This window comes from Lacimicrobium sp. SS2-24 (assembly GCF_002201535.1).
Taxonomy (GTDB): domain Bacteria; phylum Pseudomonadota; class Gammaproteobacteria; order Enterobacterales; family Alteromonadaceae; genus Lacimicrobium.
This window is the reverse complement of sequence record NZ_NIWW01000004.1, coordinates 314,377-328,891: the sequence shown is the minus strand read 5'-3', so window position 1 is coordinate 328,891 and position 14,515 is coordinate 314,377. Positions and strand designations below refer to the sequence as shown.

The following is a 14,515-nucleotide window of genomic DNA, read 5'->3' as shown; positions in this document are numbered from 1 at the left end:
GGACTTTTCGCCTCACATCTTACGCCTGACACCTCACTTATTATCCCACCTGTAAGTGCCATTACCCCCGGATTCCGCTTCGTTATTTCCACTATGCGATAAGGTAAATAAAGGCACTGGACTCCCGCCAACAACCTGCGGGAATGACAGCGTAAGTCATGCCCGAATGCCGTTATCGGGCATCCAGTGCCCTTTGATGCGCTAATTACCACGGTTTTATTCAGGGTGAGGAGAGAAGCGTGAGGAGGCGGGCTCTATGCCTCTCTCCTCACTCCTCACACCTTTCTCCCAACCACACCATCAGTTTTGCTAATAAAGAATGGATAATACATAACAAATCCTAATCACTCCATTAAGAATTCCAATTTGTTGCACCACCACCAAGGGCCTATAATTCAGGCCACTTTTTATTCATCAGACAGGTAAGCCCATGTCGACAACGCCAAGCAAAACCGTTTTGCATGCCAAGCACCTTGAAGCCGGTGCAAAAATGGTAGATTTCCACGGTTGGGAAATGCCCATCAATTATGGTTCGCAGATTGAAGAACATCACGCCGTGCGTCGTGATGCAGGCATGTTTGATGTCTCTCATATGACCATTGTCGACATTAAAGGGCCACAGGCAAAAGCCTATTTGCGCTATTTGCTGGCCAACGACGTGGATAAGCTCAAGGTAGAAGGCAAAGCCCTGTATAGCGGCATGCTGAATGAGCAGGGTGGGGTTGTGGACGACCTTATCTGCTATTACTTTGCCGAAGATAATTACCGCCTGGTGGTGAACTCTGCTACCCGTGAAAAAGACATGAACTGGCTGAATAAGGTGGCTGAGGGATTCGATATTCAGATTATCGAACAGCCCGACCTGGCCATGATTGCCGTGCAGGGGCCGAATGCCAAAGAAAAAGCGGGCAGCCTGTTCACTGAAGCGCAAAAAGCAGCCGTAGAAGGGATGAAGCCTTTCTTTGGTGTGCACAGCGGCGGCTTATTCATTGCCACCACCGGTTACACCGGTGAAGCCGGTTACGAGATTATTATTCCTGCCGACCAGGCCGCTGATTTCTGGCAGAAGTTGCTGGATGCCGGCGTGCAGCCCTGTGGCCTGGGCGCCCGTGATACCCTGCGTCTGGAAGCGGGCATGAACCTGTACGGTCAGGACATGGACGAAACCATTTCACCGCTGGCCGCCAATATGGGGTGGACCATCAGCTGGTTGCCGGAAGAGCGTGAGTTTATGGGCCGCGCCGCGGTAGAAGAATATAACCGCAGTGGCAAAGAGAAGCTGGTTGGCCTGGTGATGGAAGAAAAAGGCGTTTTGCGCAGCGGCCTGAAAGTGAAAGTAGACGGCGGCGAAGGCGTGATCACCTCGGGCTCGTTCTCACCGACACTGGGATACAGTATCGCCATGGCCAGAGTGCCGGCACCTGTGGGCGCCACCGCTGAGGTGGAAATGCGCAAAAAGTGGGTTACAGTAAAAGTCGTGAAGCCCAGTTTTGTGCGTAACGGCAAAAAGGTTGAACACTAGGCAAAAAGTGAGAACAAAGGCAACATCAGCGATCGCGCCGCTTTTTGTGAAATAAAGAATATAAGAGGAATTCCAATGAGTAACATCCCGTCAGAATTACGTTATGCCGCCTCCCATGAATGGGTTCGCCCCGAAGGTGACGGTACCTACACCGTGGGTATTTCAGAGCACGCCCAGGAGCTGCTCGGTGACATGGTTTTTGTTGAACTGCCGGATGTGGGCGACACCGTTGCCGCCGGCGATGATGTGGCCGTAGCCGAGTCGGTTAAAGCCGCCTCCGATGTGTATGCGCCCATTGGTGGTGAAGTGGTCGCCATTAACGAAGATCTGGAAGACTCGCCAGAGCTGGTCAACTCAGACCCCTACGGTGATGGCTGGTTGTTCCGTATTAAAGCTGACGATGACAGCGAATTTAATGAACTGCTGGATGCCGAAGGCTACGAAAACAGCATTGACGAAGACTGAGTTTCGTCATCCATAACTGGAGTCAGTGTGATGCCACCTGGCTCCAGTTTTTGTTTTAGCCGCGGCTAAAAGCGCCAAAGTGAATCCATTCGACAGTAATTTTAACCTTTGAACTTAAGAAGTGAGCCTTATGTCTGACTCGACTCTTTCTCTATCGCAACTGGAACAAAAGCAGGACTTTGTTCGTCGTCATATCGGACCGGGGCAGGCTGAGATTGCAGCCATGCTGGAAACTGTGGGTGCCGATTCACTGGAGGCATTGATTGAGCAGACGGTGCCTGCGGGTATCCGCTTACCCGAGCCGCTTAAGCTGGGTGAGAGTCAGACAGAAGCCGAGGCGCTGGCCAAACTCAAAGCCATTGCCAGCAAAAATAAAGTTTTTCGCAGCCATATCGGCATGGGGTATCACGACACCCACACGCCTAACGTAATTCTGCGCAATGTGCTGGAAAACCCGGGCTGGTATACCGCCTATACGCCTTACCAACCAGAAATTGCCCAGGGCCGTTTACAGTCGCTGCTGAACTTCCAACAAATGACCATCGACCTGACGGGTCTGGAGCTGGCATCGGCGTCATTGCTGGATGAAGGCACTGCCGCTGCCGAAGCCATGGCGCTGGCCAAGCGGGTGTCTAAAAACAAAAAATCGAATCTGTTTTTTATTGCCGATGACGTGCACCCGCAAACCATCGACCTGGTGAAAACCCGTGCCGATTTATTCGGCTTTGAAGTGCAGACTGGCCCCGCTGAAGCGGTTGCCGAGCTGGATGTGTTTGGTGCCTTGTTACAGTACCCCGGTACCACCGGACAGGTGCGTGACATCAGCGAACTGATTGCCGCAGTGCAGAGCAAAAAAGGCATTGTGGCGGTGGCTGCCGATATTATGAGCCTGGTGATGCTGAAATCCCCCGGTGAAATGGGTGCCGATGTGGTGCTGGGCAGCGCGCAGCGCTTTGGTGTGCCTATGGGCTACGGTGGCCCACACGCCGCATTTTTCGCCACCCGCGATGCCTATAAGCGCTCCTTGCCCGGCCGTATCATCGGTGTGTCTCAGGACAGCCGTGGTCAGCCAGCCCTGCGCATGGCATTGCAGACTCGCGAGCAACACATTCGCCGCGAAAAGGCTAACTCCAACATCTGTACTGCGCAGGTGCTGCTGGCCAATATCGCCTCTTTCTTTGCCGTGTACCATGGCCCTCAGGGGTTAAAAACCATTGCCAACCGTATACATCGTTTGACCGATATTCTTGCTGTTGGCCTGAAACAAAAAGGGCTGGCACTCAAGCACGCCACCTGGTTTGACACCCTTACCGTATTAACCGACAACAAAGACGAGATTGTTGAACGGGCGCTCAAAGCAGGCATTAACCTGCGTACTGATCTTGACGGCATGTTGGGTGTAAGCCTGGATGAAACCACTACCGCCGCCGATGTCAGCGCGCTGTTTGACATATTCTTAGGTGAAGGGCACCAGCTTGATGTGAACAACCTGGATGCGCTGGTGACGACAGAGGGCAGTGAGTCGATTCCTGCTGAGCTGGTGCGTACATCAGATATTCTCACCCATGAGGTGTTTAACAGCCATCACTCTGAAACCGAGATGCTGCGCTATATCAAATCCTTAGAAGATAAGGATCTGGCCCTGAATCATTCCATGATTTCACTGGGTTCGTGCACCATGAAGCTCAACGCCACCGCCGAGATGATCCCCATCACCTGGCCGGAATTTGGCAAGCTGCATCCGTTTTGCCCCATCGATCAGGCACAGGGATACCAGCAGATGATTAACGAGCTGGGTGATGACCTGGTAGAAATTACCGGTTACGACAATATCTCCATGCAGCCCAACTCTGGTGCGCAGGGCGAATATGCCGGTCTTATTGCCATACAGCGTTATCACGAAAGCCGCGGTGAAGGGCACCGTAATGTGTGTTTGATCCCAAGCTCTGCCCACGGTACCAACCCCGCCTCGGCACAAATGGCCAGCCTCAAAGTGGTGGTGGTGAACTGTGACAAGAACGGCAACGTGGACATGGACGACCTTAAGGCCAAGGCCGAAGAAATGGCCGATAACCTGTCGTGCATTATGGTGACCTATCCTTCTACCCATGGCGTATATGAAGAGGGCATTCGTGAAATTTGCGATATCGTGCATCAGCACGGCGGCCAGGTGTATATGGATGGCGCCAACCTTAACGCGCAGGTGGGCCTGACCACGCCGGGCTTTATTGGCGGCGATGTGTCGCACCTTAACCTGCATAAAACCTTCTGTATTCCACACGGTGGCGGCGGCCCCGGCATGGGCCCCATTGGCGTAAAATCACATCTGGCGCCGTTTTTACCCAACCACCCTGTGGTGAAAATACCCGGTACCGGTGAAAACAATGGTTCGGTTTCGGCCGCGCCATGGGGCAGCGCCTCGATTCTGCCAATCAGCTATATGTACATCAAAATGATGGGTGGCGAAGGGCTGAGAAAAGCGACCGAGGTGGCCATTCTTAACGCCAACTACGTGGCCAAACAACTGAGCGGCCACTACCCGGTGCTGTATAAAGGCCGTAACGACCGTGTAGCCCACGAATGCATTATCGATTTACGCCAGCTTAAAGAAGCCTCCGGCGTCACCGAAGTGGATATCGCTAAGCGCCTGAACGACTATGGCTTCCATGCGCCCACCATGAGCTTCCCGGTAGCCGGCACACTGATGATCGAGCCCACCGAATCTGAAGCCAAGGTTGAGCTGGACCGCTTCTGTGAGGCCATGATCAAAATTCGTGAAGAAATCGCCAAAGTGGAAAGCGGCGAGTGGAGTGAAACCGACAACCCACTGCATAACGCCCCCCACACCTTAGCCGATATCTGCGATGACGAGTGGACCCACGGCTACAGCCGTAACACCGCCGCCTATCCGGTAGGCTTTGTGGGCAAGAGCAAGTTCTGGCCCACGGTTAACCGCATCGATGATGTGTACGGCGACAGAAACCTGATCTGCTCCTGCCCGAGCGTGGAGAGTTATCGGTAGCGGATAAAATCTGTGCGAGGCAATGCAGATTGCTCGCAGACAAATGCAGTAATACAAAAAAACCGCTAGCTAAGGCTAGCGGTTTTTTTCTATGTAGTTTGTATATAGAGTGAGGAACTAGCGGAGCATTATGCTGTTTCAATAACTCTGACCCTTTGATTTTTGGGTCACAAACTTTATTCGAGTTCGACAACAGTTGGTTTTTTAGGTCTGAATAATAAAAAGCGAACCCTATTGGGTTCGCTTTTTTATTTCTGCCGAGTGGCTTTCGTTACAAGCCGAAAGGGGCTGGCCTTGTATTGCGCATACGCCGAACCCACAAATCTAGCGATGACGCGAAATCATCGCTTAGCGAGTCTTACCACGGCGGGTGATGCCTAAGCCGGCAAGGCCGAGGCCTATCAGCGCCAGCGGTGCTGGAACAGGAATGTCGGCGGTCACAATATTCAATTCAATTGAGCCCAGTCGAATAGTACTACCTGACGTTTGAATGACTGAAATCTCCAGGGCGCCATCTGACAACACAAAGAAGTCACTGAAGTCAAAGCTCCAGGGGCGAAAATTATCTCCAGAAACCCAGCAACCGGGGTCCTGGTAGATGCATTGCGCAACCAGCAAGCCGTCGCCAAAGAGGTCAAAGCCTGCCGTAGAGCTTGGCACAATTTCAGAGCCGTAAGTACCTGAAAGGGTTGCTGAAACAATATCCTGGCCGGCCAGATCGTAATTGAACGTGCCAATAGTCACCTCGGGTTTGGGGTAAGGACCAACCGATCCACTATCGTAGTCGCCAAGGCTAAGGCTGATTAAACCGGCGTTTGCGGTAGCGCTGAGCGCGGTAAGGGTGAGGGCAAAGAATGAAGCACGAATCATGGTTATTTCTCCAGGTTAAGGGTATCCCTTCAGGGATAATTAACCTTAAGCAATAAAAGCGCCATTATTTAACGTTTTGATTTTACAGTGTATTGCCACCGTAAATATTATAGATTGTAAACAAAACCGACATATAGAGGTGCTAATGCAGGTTCTGTGAAACTAAGAAAAAACAGGGCAGGCACATCGCTATACAGCGTATGAAAAATGCACAGAGCTAGTGACCCGTATCGGCAGAACCTTGCTGCATTACCTGTTGTTCTGCCGCAGCAATCAAATTTTTCAGCTCGCCACTGGCGTGCCTGGCTGCGATGATGTCATCGATACGGGACATTAAATCGCTGTGGTCCTGGTGGATATAGTGAAAAAGATCCCGCCTGTCCAATGCCTTGCCCGAAGCGACAACCGTATCGATTTGCATTTTCTCTAATACCAGTAAGCCGCCAATGCGTATTGGTCAAAGCAACGTCAACAAACCCCCTGTGCGAGCATTTTCATGATTTCAGCAGGCGAGTTGAAGTCATGTACATCGGCCATTCCGACAGTCATATTGTTGGTGTGTTTGACCCCTCTGACTTTGGAAATACTCAGAGAGCGCAGATCGTCTTTGTTCGGATACGCAGATTCCGGCTTTTGAGCACAGAATAAAAAGGGTCAGATCCAAATTAACAACCATCTTTCATACTGCACTATTACCTAACCTACCAATCGTCACCGCCAATGTCCGTTCCTCGCTCATTGTTGCCTTCCGAAGCTATGCTTGGGTCCAATTGGTGCCAGAAGCAGATATTCTGGGATCAATGTCTCTCATCACGTCGGTTGAAGCTTTGTCTGAAATCATTGCAAAAAAAGACTTGGCGGCTTTATGAGGCACGGTTAGCTATGCTGAAACTTCCGTGATATGTAACCTCGAAACCCCGCTCACACCCCTAAGGTGAAAGGCCCATTTATCACTCTATGATTACGGCCGGGTCAATACCATGGTCTTCAAGAATGGTGGTCAGCTCCCCTCTGGCCTTTATCGCAGCGATGCCCTGGTTAATCAGCGCTAACCAGTGAGCCTTGTCTTTTTGTAACCTGATGCGCAGAACGCCCTCTGTGTGGAGGGTGGCAAAGGCAATGTCCGCTTTATGAACCGAGGCCCAGAATTTGGCGGTTTCCCGCTCCAGAATGGCGCCCTTGAACCGATCTCTTTTAAGCCCTTGTATCAACAGGCTTTCGGTCAGAAAATCTTCACGCTGAAACTTATGGTCGTCAAAGTAGTAGTAACCAGCAATGGTACCAAGGATGCGGCCATAATAGGCCTGGCGATTGGGGAACAGGTGCTGGTTGCCTTGCAGCGTCACAACGTATTCATTGACCTTGAACAAGGGCTCACTCACCACATATGCCTCGCCTGCCTCACCGCCTGGCAACCACTCCAGGCTGATAAACTCCAGGTCAATCAGACCATCTTTCATGGCCTTCTGGGATCGCTTGGCAGGGAAGTTCACGGTTTTGAAGCTAATGTCGACGTGGCGTGAAATAGCATCGGTCATCTGTTGAAAAACACCTGGTGTGCCGGCGACCACACCACGTTGATAGGGTACCCACCGCCCCTCCACGCCCTGGTCATAGTAAAGGATGTTGTCGCCCGCTGTTTCGGCGGCAACAGACATGCAGGCTAAGCAGAAATAAAGGGTGATCACTGCCCCCAGCAATTGTCTGGTGGAGGAGGTGCCGGAGGTGAACAACCTGCAGGGCATCGTTAGTCAAACCCAATGGCCAGAGTTGCCCCAGGGACCAACAGCAACAGCGCTGAGATGCCTGCGGCAAAGATGAAGGATGTGGTGGAACCTTGAGTCGACATGCTGAGCTCTTTCTGAATGACAACGCCAGTGGTCTTAGAGTCAGTATAACCTGAAATAACGGTGTGAACAGTGCCTGTGTATACATCCTGATCCCCGTGCTTAACGCCTTGCAGGTACTGAAATGCTCAGTGGCCTGCAATGTCGCCTGCCGTGGTTTTTCTGATTCGTCAGATCTGGATTATAAGCTGCTGTAGCAATGATAGGATTCAGCCGCTTTTTCAGGTGAAATAATCTGAATATTGTCGTGTTCAACGCCTTCGGTCAGTGGCCTGAGTTGCTGTTCGAAGTCATCTGCCACCGCCGCTATTTTTTCACCCTGTTTTTCCAGTGCCTCAAAGTCAGCCCGGTGTTGTTCTACCAGTTGTTCAATTTGCTGAGCGATGTGTTCCTGCTGCCTGAGATAGCTTTTATTGATATGCAGGGTTTCGTCTGTTTCCTGGACCGCCAGTTCTGAAATTTGCTCAATCTGAGCGGTCAATTTATCCATTTGTGGCTCGATGGCCTTTATTGGGCGCTCCAGCTTGTGCATGGCCTGTTCATGTTGCATCAGGCGCTGGTACACCTCGATTTGTTGTGCCGTCATCTTATGTTCGCTCACCAGCTGGCAGTGGTTATAGATTCTGACTTTGTATCCGTCATGCTTTTCTTTAGCGGGGGCTGCCTGGGCAACAGTGGCAGACAGGAAGATAAGAGCGGAGAGTTTAATGAGTGAGTGCATGTTTACTTTTCCTGATTTCGCTTTGGTTGTTTATTCAGTCGAACCTCGGAGGAAAAAAGTTTAAGCACAGGCATATTTTTTATGAGCAGGGGAATCACAGGGCCAAGGCCTTGCACTTTGCAGTGCCTCAGAAACTTACGTCAAAAACATCCGCCGGGTTACTCAAAGAGCCTGATTTTCAATCTGGCTGACGCTGGAGAGAACCTGGAAGAGTTTCATAGAATGTCCTTGTCTGGTGGGGCAGACACACTGTGTGCGAAGTGAGCACCATGCAAAACATTATTTATATCAAAGTATTAGTGGTTACGGCCTGTGGGGAGCTTTCAACAACTTCGCGAATCAGGAGGGGCAGAGACGTTGCTCCAATAAAATACCCACCTGATCAAAGGTCAGATTTATCGAACTGCCAATGGCTCAGTCGGCTCCCATTTCTGCTCTGGACTTAGCTTTGCGGGAAGTCACTGAGCATGTCTATTTCTTTGCGTCATGGTTGATCAATGGGTGACGCCCTTGCTCGGCGTCAATCAACTTTATTCGGTTTATTGCGCATTGAGACCTGATAAGAGTACAAAGTGTCATCGTGTGGTTGAAAAATGAATCGGGACTGCAATGCTTGGGGAATATAGATACCAGACATCGAGTTATCGACACCAAAGATATTATCACTAATATCCTTGTCCACTACGCTCCAAATGGCATTAATAGTAATTTGTTGATAGCGGTTATCCTTGGTTTTAAAATCATGCCAAATGACTATGCTGTTGTCCTTATCGATATAATTGAATACGTTCTTTGTGTCTGTCGCAATCCCTTCAAAGGAATGATCACCATCGATGTAGACCAAATTGGGTCGCACTTCTAGTTTCTCGAAATCAAATGAAGTTGAATCAGTTAAATAATGCTTAATATTTTTTACGTTTTTAGAGAAGTATCGGCTGAATTTAGTTGTTGGGAAGCCTTTTCCGGCGGTATCCATATGGGTTATCGCGTCATCTGGTAAGGAGATGCTATAGCATTGAGGGACAATGTTAGCGATGGAAGCAATACTTTCACCCCGCCAAGTACCTATTTCAAGGTAAGCTTTTGGAGATAGCCTTCTGGCGACCATTTTCAACAAGGCGTAGTCCAGGATCCCAGAACCCCCGACAGAAAATGTAATATCTTCGAAAATCATCGCTTCAGGATCGCGACTTAGCTCACGGCCCAAATCGAGCAAAGGCAGTTGAAGATCTAATAGACATTTTGCTACCCCTGCTTTGAAAACGGAGAAATTATAGAATCCGTAATCTCTCAGCTGGGCTGAAATTTCAGTGGCAAAATGACTGGCAATAACGATGTGAGTTTGATTGATTGCGTCTTCAGGTGCAAAGACAGGTTTGTCTAAAAACCGGGTTCCATGCTTTTTCACATCATTGTCAACGAATCCGATAATGGTGTAGCGAGCTTGTAAATACGTATGGGCTAATTCTCCCAACGTTGAAGCGCCAAATATGTATATCGAGGTTGGGTTTTGCATAAATTATCCCTATGTACGTTTTCCGATATCACCATTACAAAGTCTTGAGTATAAGACGGATTAGCGCTACTTACTACAGTAAAACGTCCCTGTCTGCTGGGGTAGAAACACTGTGTGCGATGCAACCAATATGCAAAAAATAGATATTTATATCAAAGTATTAGCGCTATGGTGTCGGCTTCTTCCAGGCGCTTATGGATGTTGAGTATAAAGCCGTAAGTTTTCCGCTAACTGGTTTTGCGCGAGCCGGTAAAAGCACACTGCGATCGCTTTTCTGAAGTCCCTTTCCTTGCTGATTTTCAGCGTACTCAGCTGAACCAGATAAATGATGTCAAATTCTGCTTATCTCCGGCAGCGGCCTTTTATGCTTAGTTTGATCTGTATCATGCTGCTTTTTCCCCGGCGACTAGGTTTAATGAGGGAGGCGTTGAACTGAAGTTTTTCATTTTTCAGCTTGCTTAACCTCGAGCTGTGAACTGTACCGCAGAGAGAGGAGAAAATGATGAGCGATTTGGATCATAAAGTTGGGGGCAGAGAGACGAATTTAGTCGTACGAAACCTAAGACTCAGTAATTTCACTGAGCGTAATTGCGATGCCCTGATCGAAGAAATAGACAGGCTATTTGGTATTGATGATGTGAGTTACAACATTAAAACGGGTGTCATTTATCTGGCTTATGATGCAACTGACCTATTCCCTTAATTCGCGGCACGCTTTCAATGATATTGACTTAAAGAATGAAACTTTAAACCTCATCTGCTTGTGGGCTTGAAAATGGGGGGAGAGGTCAGGCCAGCCCGGCAAGTGAAAGAGGCTTAATCCCTGTTTCTAATCATGATGATGAGTCGCTCTTGTCCTGATGGGTGTTACGTGTTCTTGATTGAATGGCGTTACCCCATTAATTGATATGCTCAATGCGCTGTCTGATCCCTTCTTCAAACGAGAACATGAAGCCGTAACGCCCGGAAACGGTCAGTTCAGTATTTGTGGCTATAAGCGGGCCGTCGTTCACTAAAGGCTCATACCATGCATCAATCGCAAAGCGCTCGATTGTTGCAAGCGTAGTTGGATGAAATGCCTCAAGATTCGTAAAGCTCACTCTGCTGAAGCGGTGTGTCTGCTTATCGACTCGCACAAAGGCGACAAGATACTCATCAACGTTTTGATTTGAGTTTTCGGCTTCGCTGTCTCTGGCACCGGCAGCTTCTGACGCGTAGATGTCCATATCGCCCTTAAATACCCAGTAGTCTGATTCCTCCTTAAAGAACGTCAATGCAAACGCATCTACGATGGCGGGTGTCAGAACAAAAGGGCTGGGTAAGCTTACGCTGGCAAGTGAATTCCCGGTTACCGACACCACACGCCAATGCTTATCCTCTGGCTGCGAGGGGTCGAAGCGCATGAGGGTTTGATTGCCTTCTGTATCTGATAGGGTTTTTTCGTAAGCCGTGTTCTTGGAAATCTGACTAAGCGCCTGTCTGCCTGTGAGATCTTGCCTGGCACTGTGAAGTGCCGCCATGGCCTGAGATGTGATGGTGGCGTGTGGTGCGTTTTCCGCCTGCACCCTTGTTGATAAGGTCAGGAGGAAGAACATACAAAGCACAAACAACCTCAGGTATCGTCCGGGCAGAGCTGTTGAGAATAACAAAGGGTTCACGCTACTTTCTCCTTTGCATAAATGGGTAAACAACGCGGTAGGTCATGGTGATCACAAACACGGCGATAATAGGCGTCAACAGTATGGACTCGGTGCGTAAGCTATCTGGAAGGACGTTATTGTTGCCGAGGAAAAAAACGATAGTGGCGATTAACATCGACGACCCTATTCGGGTGAGGTGTCGTTTAATCCGCAATGTATGGGTTAAATTGCCGTGCCTAAGTTGTTTTATGTCGCCGAGCATAAATAACCCAACACACAAACCTATAAAGGCATAGGCTTCGTATGGTGGTTCTCTGTCAGGATAAGACCAGTTCAGGGTGATGCCTAAAACAGATAACGTGAAACACGCGGTGCAAAGTAACCCACTAAAGGCCAGCTCTAATTTGGCTCTGGTGTTTGTAGTGCGTTGCGACTGTCTGGCGGCGAGCACGCCGGTTATGACTAAATAAAGCGCAAAGGCAGAGAGCAGGAACGTAAACTGAAGCTCGCGCACATAGGATAAGTAAAAGCCACTCAGGCAAAGCAGTAACATGGATAACACGTAAACCTTTCCCGCGAGTTTATGTAGCCCGCTTCCCTTTTTTACAAGCAATGCTGTAAACCCGGTGACCACTGCACACGTACCCATAGCAAAGTGCAGCCCTGCCACGATGCTCATTGTTCAGCCCTGCCATGGGTTTTTAACAAGGCAATACCCATACAGATAAACCACACTATCTGCGACAAACCGAATGCCTCTTTAATGCCGGCAAGGGACTGAAAAACCGTGCCGATGCCAAGCAGGCCAACGATGAGGCCGAAGAGGTGAAGTCCTTTGGCTAGCTGGGCCGTTTTCAAGCCGTGGATGCTTAAAACCAGTACCCACATGCCGCCAACGAGCTCGATGCCCCCACCCAAACCGTTAACGATTGGGTTGTATACGTAGAACAGCGTGTCGGCATGAGAACTTCCTTGTGAGAACAACTTGACCATGGTGTTCATACCCACCAGCGCTATCATGCCTGAGCACATCATTAACACCACCCAGATCAGCCCGAATGCCGTGGCAAAATTAAGTAAGTGGGACGATGTACTTATTAGTCGGGCGTGGGTTGCCTGAACCGCTACAAGCAGCAGGCAACCAAAGAGTAAATAACCCAAAACATAGGCGAGGCTTAACAGAGATTGCTCTGAGGCAATGTATGCAATTTTATCGCTGACAACGTCTGACTGAGGTATGGACAGGGCCACGCCAAATATCAAAAACATCGCAACGTAACAAAGCGGCATGGCAAAGTAAGCGCTGGCTCCCCATCGCATAAGTGAGTGAGCGGGCGTATTTTGGTAAGAGGCACTGGGATGCATGGTTCTCGATTCCTTTATACTTATACTGAACAAGACAATGGAGGAAGAGAATAAAGATAAGAATGTCTCAATTCGTCTTTTCCATGTAACGAGGACATTTTTCTGACGACGACGCGAGTGTGGGCTGTTTAGATATTGAACAATGCGCATCAGGTCATGGTAAATGTCTGTCCGCAATACGTGGCGAAGACACAATACAGCGCCATTATGCTACTTTAGCGGGATATGGATTGAGGATGGTTTTTATGGCTCAGGTTTTTTTGGCAACCATGGCAATGGCCGTTGCAAGCTTTACGTTATTGCTGCTTTTGTTTCAGGCGCCATCTAAGGCTAAGAGTCCTTTAATACTGGTTTTGTTGTGTCTGTTTTTGTTGTCGACCGGGCCAGTGGTGTTTGCGTATTTTCCCTCGCTCAGGCAGCTTTATATCAGTGCGCTTCCACTTCTTTTCTTCACGCTGCTACCGGGTTTATGGTTTTATCATGAGGCGCTAACGGTAAAGGGGCAGTGGTTTTGGACATGGGGAATGTGGCCGCACTTTGCTGCACTGCCGGCCGCAAGTCTTTTGGGTCTCGCTCTTTTATTGCTTCCCGGCACTGCCTTTAACAACATGTTTTTCTCTGAGCACGCCAGTGATGACCGTTGGATAAACATTCTCTCGATGGCTTTTTTTGCTGCAATACTCCTTTGGTGCGTATTAAGCTGCGTCTATCTCGTAAAGCTGAATTTTCGAACCGCCCATTACAGAAAAGGGCTTAAAGATGTTTATTCAAACGAGCAGGGCAGAAGTCTCAGGTGGTTAAGCGGAATTTCGTTACTCATCGTCTTTACCTGGGCCTATGCGCTGGTTGTACTGGTTTTTGATAACAGATTGAAGTTTATGGGCGTGTCTGAAACAGGTGTGCTGGTGCTACTTGTGGCGATTGTGTGGATCATCGCTGCTAATGGGTTGCGACAGCGTCCGGGCTTTGAGGAAGCGTCTTTACCTGAACAGGCTGTGCCGCCACCAAAGAGCAAAAAAACTTATGAGCGCTCGGCCTTAACCAGCCACGATTTAGCCAATATTGCAGCAAAGTTAACCGCCGCAATTCACCGTGACCAAGCGCACCTGGATCCAGACTTAACCCTGGCGAAACTTTCAACGTTAACCGGCGAGCCACCACAGTATGTTTCACAGACGTTGTCTCAACACCTGCAAACAACGTTTTTTGACTTTGTGAACGGCGCAAGAATTGATGATGCGAAGTCTATGCTGGCGCAAAGCAAGCAGTCGGTTCTTGATATTGCACTGGCAACGGGGTTTAACTCCCGATCATCATTCTATAAAGCGTTTAAGCAATTTACAGGGTTAACACCGAGTCAGTACCGTCGCGCGCAAAAAGCATAACAAACCCCCTCCGCTGTTGGCATTTTTTAAGCGTTTTGGAGTTTGAAGATGGTGGATTTAACGGCGTAATGCCGGCCGAAAAGATGGTAATTTTCTGTACAATTCCTGCATTTTAAGCCCATACTGTAGCTAGATTGCTTACCTCTGGGTAACTAATGTAAC

General features: G+C 49.3%; 13 protein-coding genes. 5 read left to right on the top strand and 8 right to left on the bottom strand.

The annotated features are described in order from the left end of the window. The first annotated feature begins 430 nt into the window (after positions 1–430). The 3 genes from gcvT to gcvP all read left to right on the top strand — a co-directional run bounded on the left by gcvT (position 431) and on the right by gcvP (position 5,009). Positions 431–1,522 (top strand): glycine cleavage system aminomethyltransferase GcvT, encoded by a 1,092-nt coding sequence (gene gcvT, locus CCY32_RS09765; protein ID WP_088330418.1) that lies wholly within the window; start codon positions 431–433, stop codon positions 1,520–1,522. A 75-nt stretch (positions 1,523–1,597) separates the two neighbouring features. Further along, positions 1,598–1,987 carry a glycine cleavage system protein GcvH gene (gcvH, locus tag CCY32_RS09760; RefSeq protein WP_088330417.1) on the top strand — a complete coding sequence of 130 codons (390 nt, stop codon included), beginning with the start codon at positions 1,598–1,600 and terminating at the stop codon, positions 1,985–1,987. Between the two features lie 130 nt (positions 1,988–2,117). Then, complete coding sequence (gcvP, locus tag CCY32_RS09755; protein ID WP_088330416.1) at positions 2,118–5,009, top strand: aminomethyl-transferring glycine dehydrogenase; 2,892 nt, start codon at positions 2,118–2,120, stop codon at positions 5,007–5,009. 348 nt (positions 5,010–5,357) lie between these two features. Here gcvP and CCY32_RS09750 read toward each other — a convergent pair whose 3' ends face one another. From CCY32_RS09750 to CCY32_RS09725, 5 genes are all read right to left on the bottom strand, one after another. Next, positions 5,358–5,879 carry a hypothetical protein gene (locus CCY32_RS09750; protein ID WP_088330415.1) on the bottom strand — a complete coding sequence of 174 codons (522 nt, stop codon included), beginning with the start codon at positions 5,877–5,879 and terminating at the stop codon, positions 5,358–5,360. 217 nt (positions 5,880–6,096) lie between these two features. Continuing rightward, positions 6,097–6,300, bottom strand: coding sequence for a hypothetical protein (locus CCY32_RS09745; protein ID WP_088330414.1), 204 nt, complete (start codon positions 6,298–6,300; stop codon positions 6,097–6,099). A gap of 529 nt (positions 6,301–6,829) precedes the next feature. Next, positions 6,830–7,624, bottom strand: coding sequence for a transporter substrate-binding domain-containing protein (locus CCY32_RS09740; protein WP_088330413.1), 795 nt, complete (start codon positions 7,622–7,624; stop codon positions 6,830–6,832). Between the two features lie 283 nt (positions 7,625–7,907). Next, positions 7,908–8,447, bottom strand: a complete 540-nt coding sequence (locus tag CCY32_RS09735; RefSeq protein WP_088330412.1) for a hypothetical protein — start codon at positions 8,445–8,447, stop codon at positions 7,908–7,910. Positions 8,448–8,967: 520 nt separating this feature from the next. After that, a complete protein-coding gene (locus tag CCY32_RS09725) occupies positions 8,968–9,963 on the bottom strand; it encodes a class I SAM-dependent methyltransferase (protein WP_088330410.1) in 996 nt (331 codons plus the stop codon). 502 nt (positions 9,964–10,465) lie between these two features. Between CCY32_RS09725 and CCY32_RS09720 the strand changes: the two genes are divergently transcribed. Then, positions 10,466–10,666 (top strand): hypothetical protein, encoded by a 201-nt coding sequence (locus CCY32_RS09720; protein WP_246840580.1) that lies wholly within the window; start codon positions 10,466–10,468, stop codon positions 10,664–10,666. Positions 10,667–10,862: 196 nt separating this feature from the next. On the opposite strand, the gene CCY32_RS09715 is transcribed toward CCY32_RS09720, so the two are convergent. From CCY32_RS09715 to CCY32_RS09705, 3 genes are read right to left on the bottom strand one after another with little or no spacing between them, the layout of a single operon-like run. Then, on the bottom strand, positions 10,863–11,621 hold the full coding sequence (locus CCY32_RS09715; RefSeq protein WP_141096212.1) for a hypothetical protein: 759 nt from the start codon (positions 11,619–11,621) through the stop codon (positions 10,863–10,865). A gap of 1 nt (position 11,622) precedes the next feature. Then, positions 11,623–12,282, bottom strand: a complete 660-nt coding sequence (locus tag CCY32_RS09710) for a DUF2306 domain-containing protein (protein WP_088330408.1) — start codon at positions 12,280–12,282, stop codon at positions 11,623–11,625. Then, on the bottom strand, positions 12,279–12,968 hold the full coding sequence (locus tag CCY32_RS09705; RefSeq protein WP_088330407.1) for a hypothetical protein: 690 nt from the start codon (positions 12,966–12,968) through the stop codon (positions 12,279–12,281). The genes CCY32_RS09710 and CCY32_RS09705 overlap by 4 nt, the downstream gene beginning before the upstream one ends. A gap of 245 nt (positions 12,969–13,213) precedes the next feature. On the opposite strand from CCY32_RS09705, the gene CCY32_RS09700 reads away from it, so the two are divergent. Beyond that, a complete protein-coding gene (locus tag CCY32_RS09700; RefSeq protein WP_168171479.1) occupies positions 13,214–14,353 on the top strand; it encodes an AraC family transcriptional regulator in 1,140 nt (379 codons plus the stop codon). Positions 14,354–14,515 lie beyond the last annotated feature (162 nt).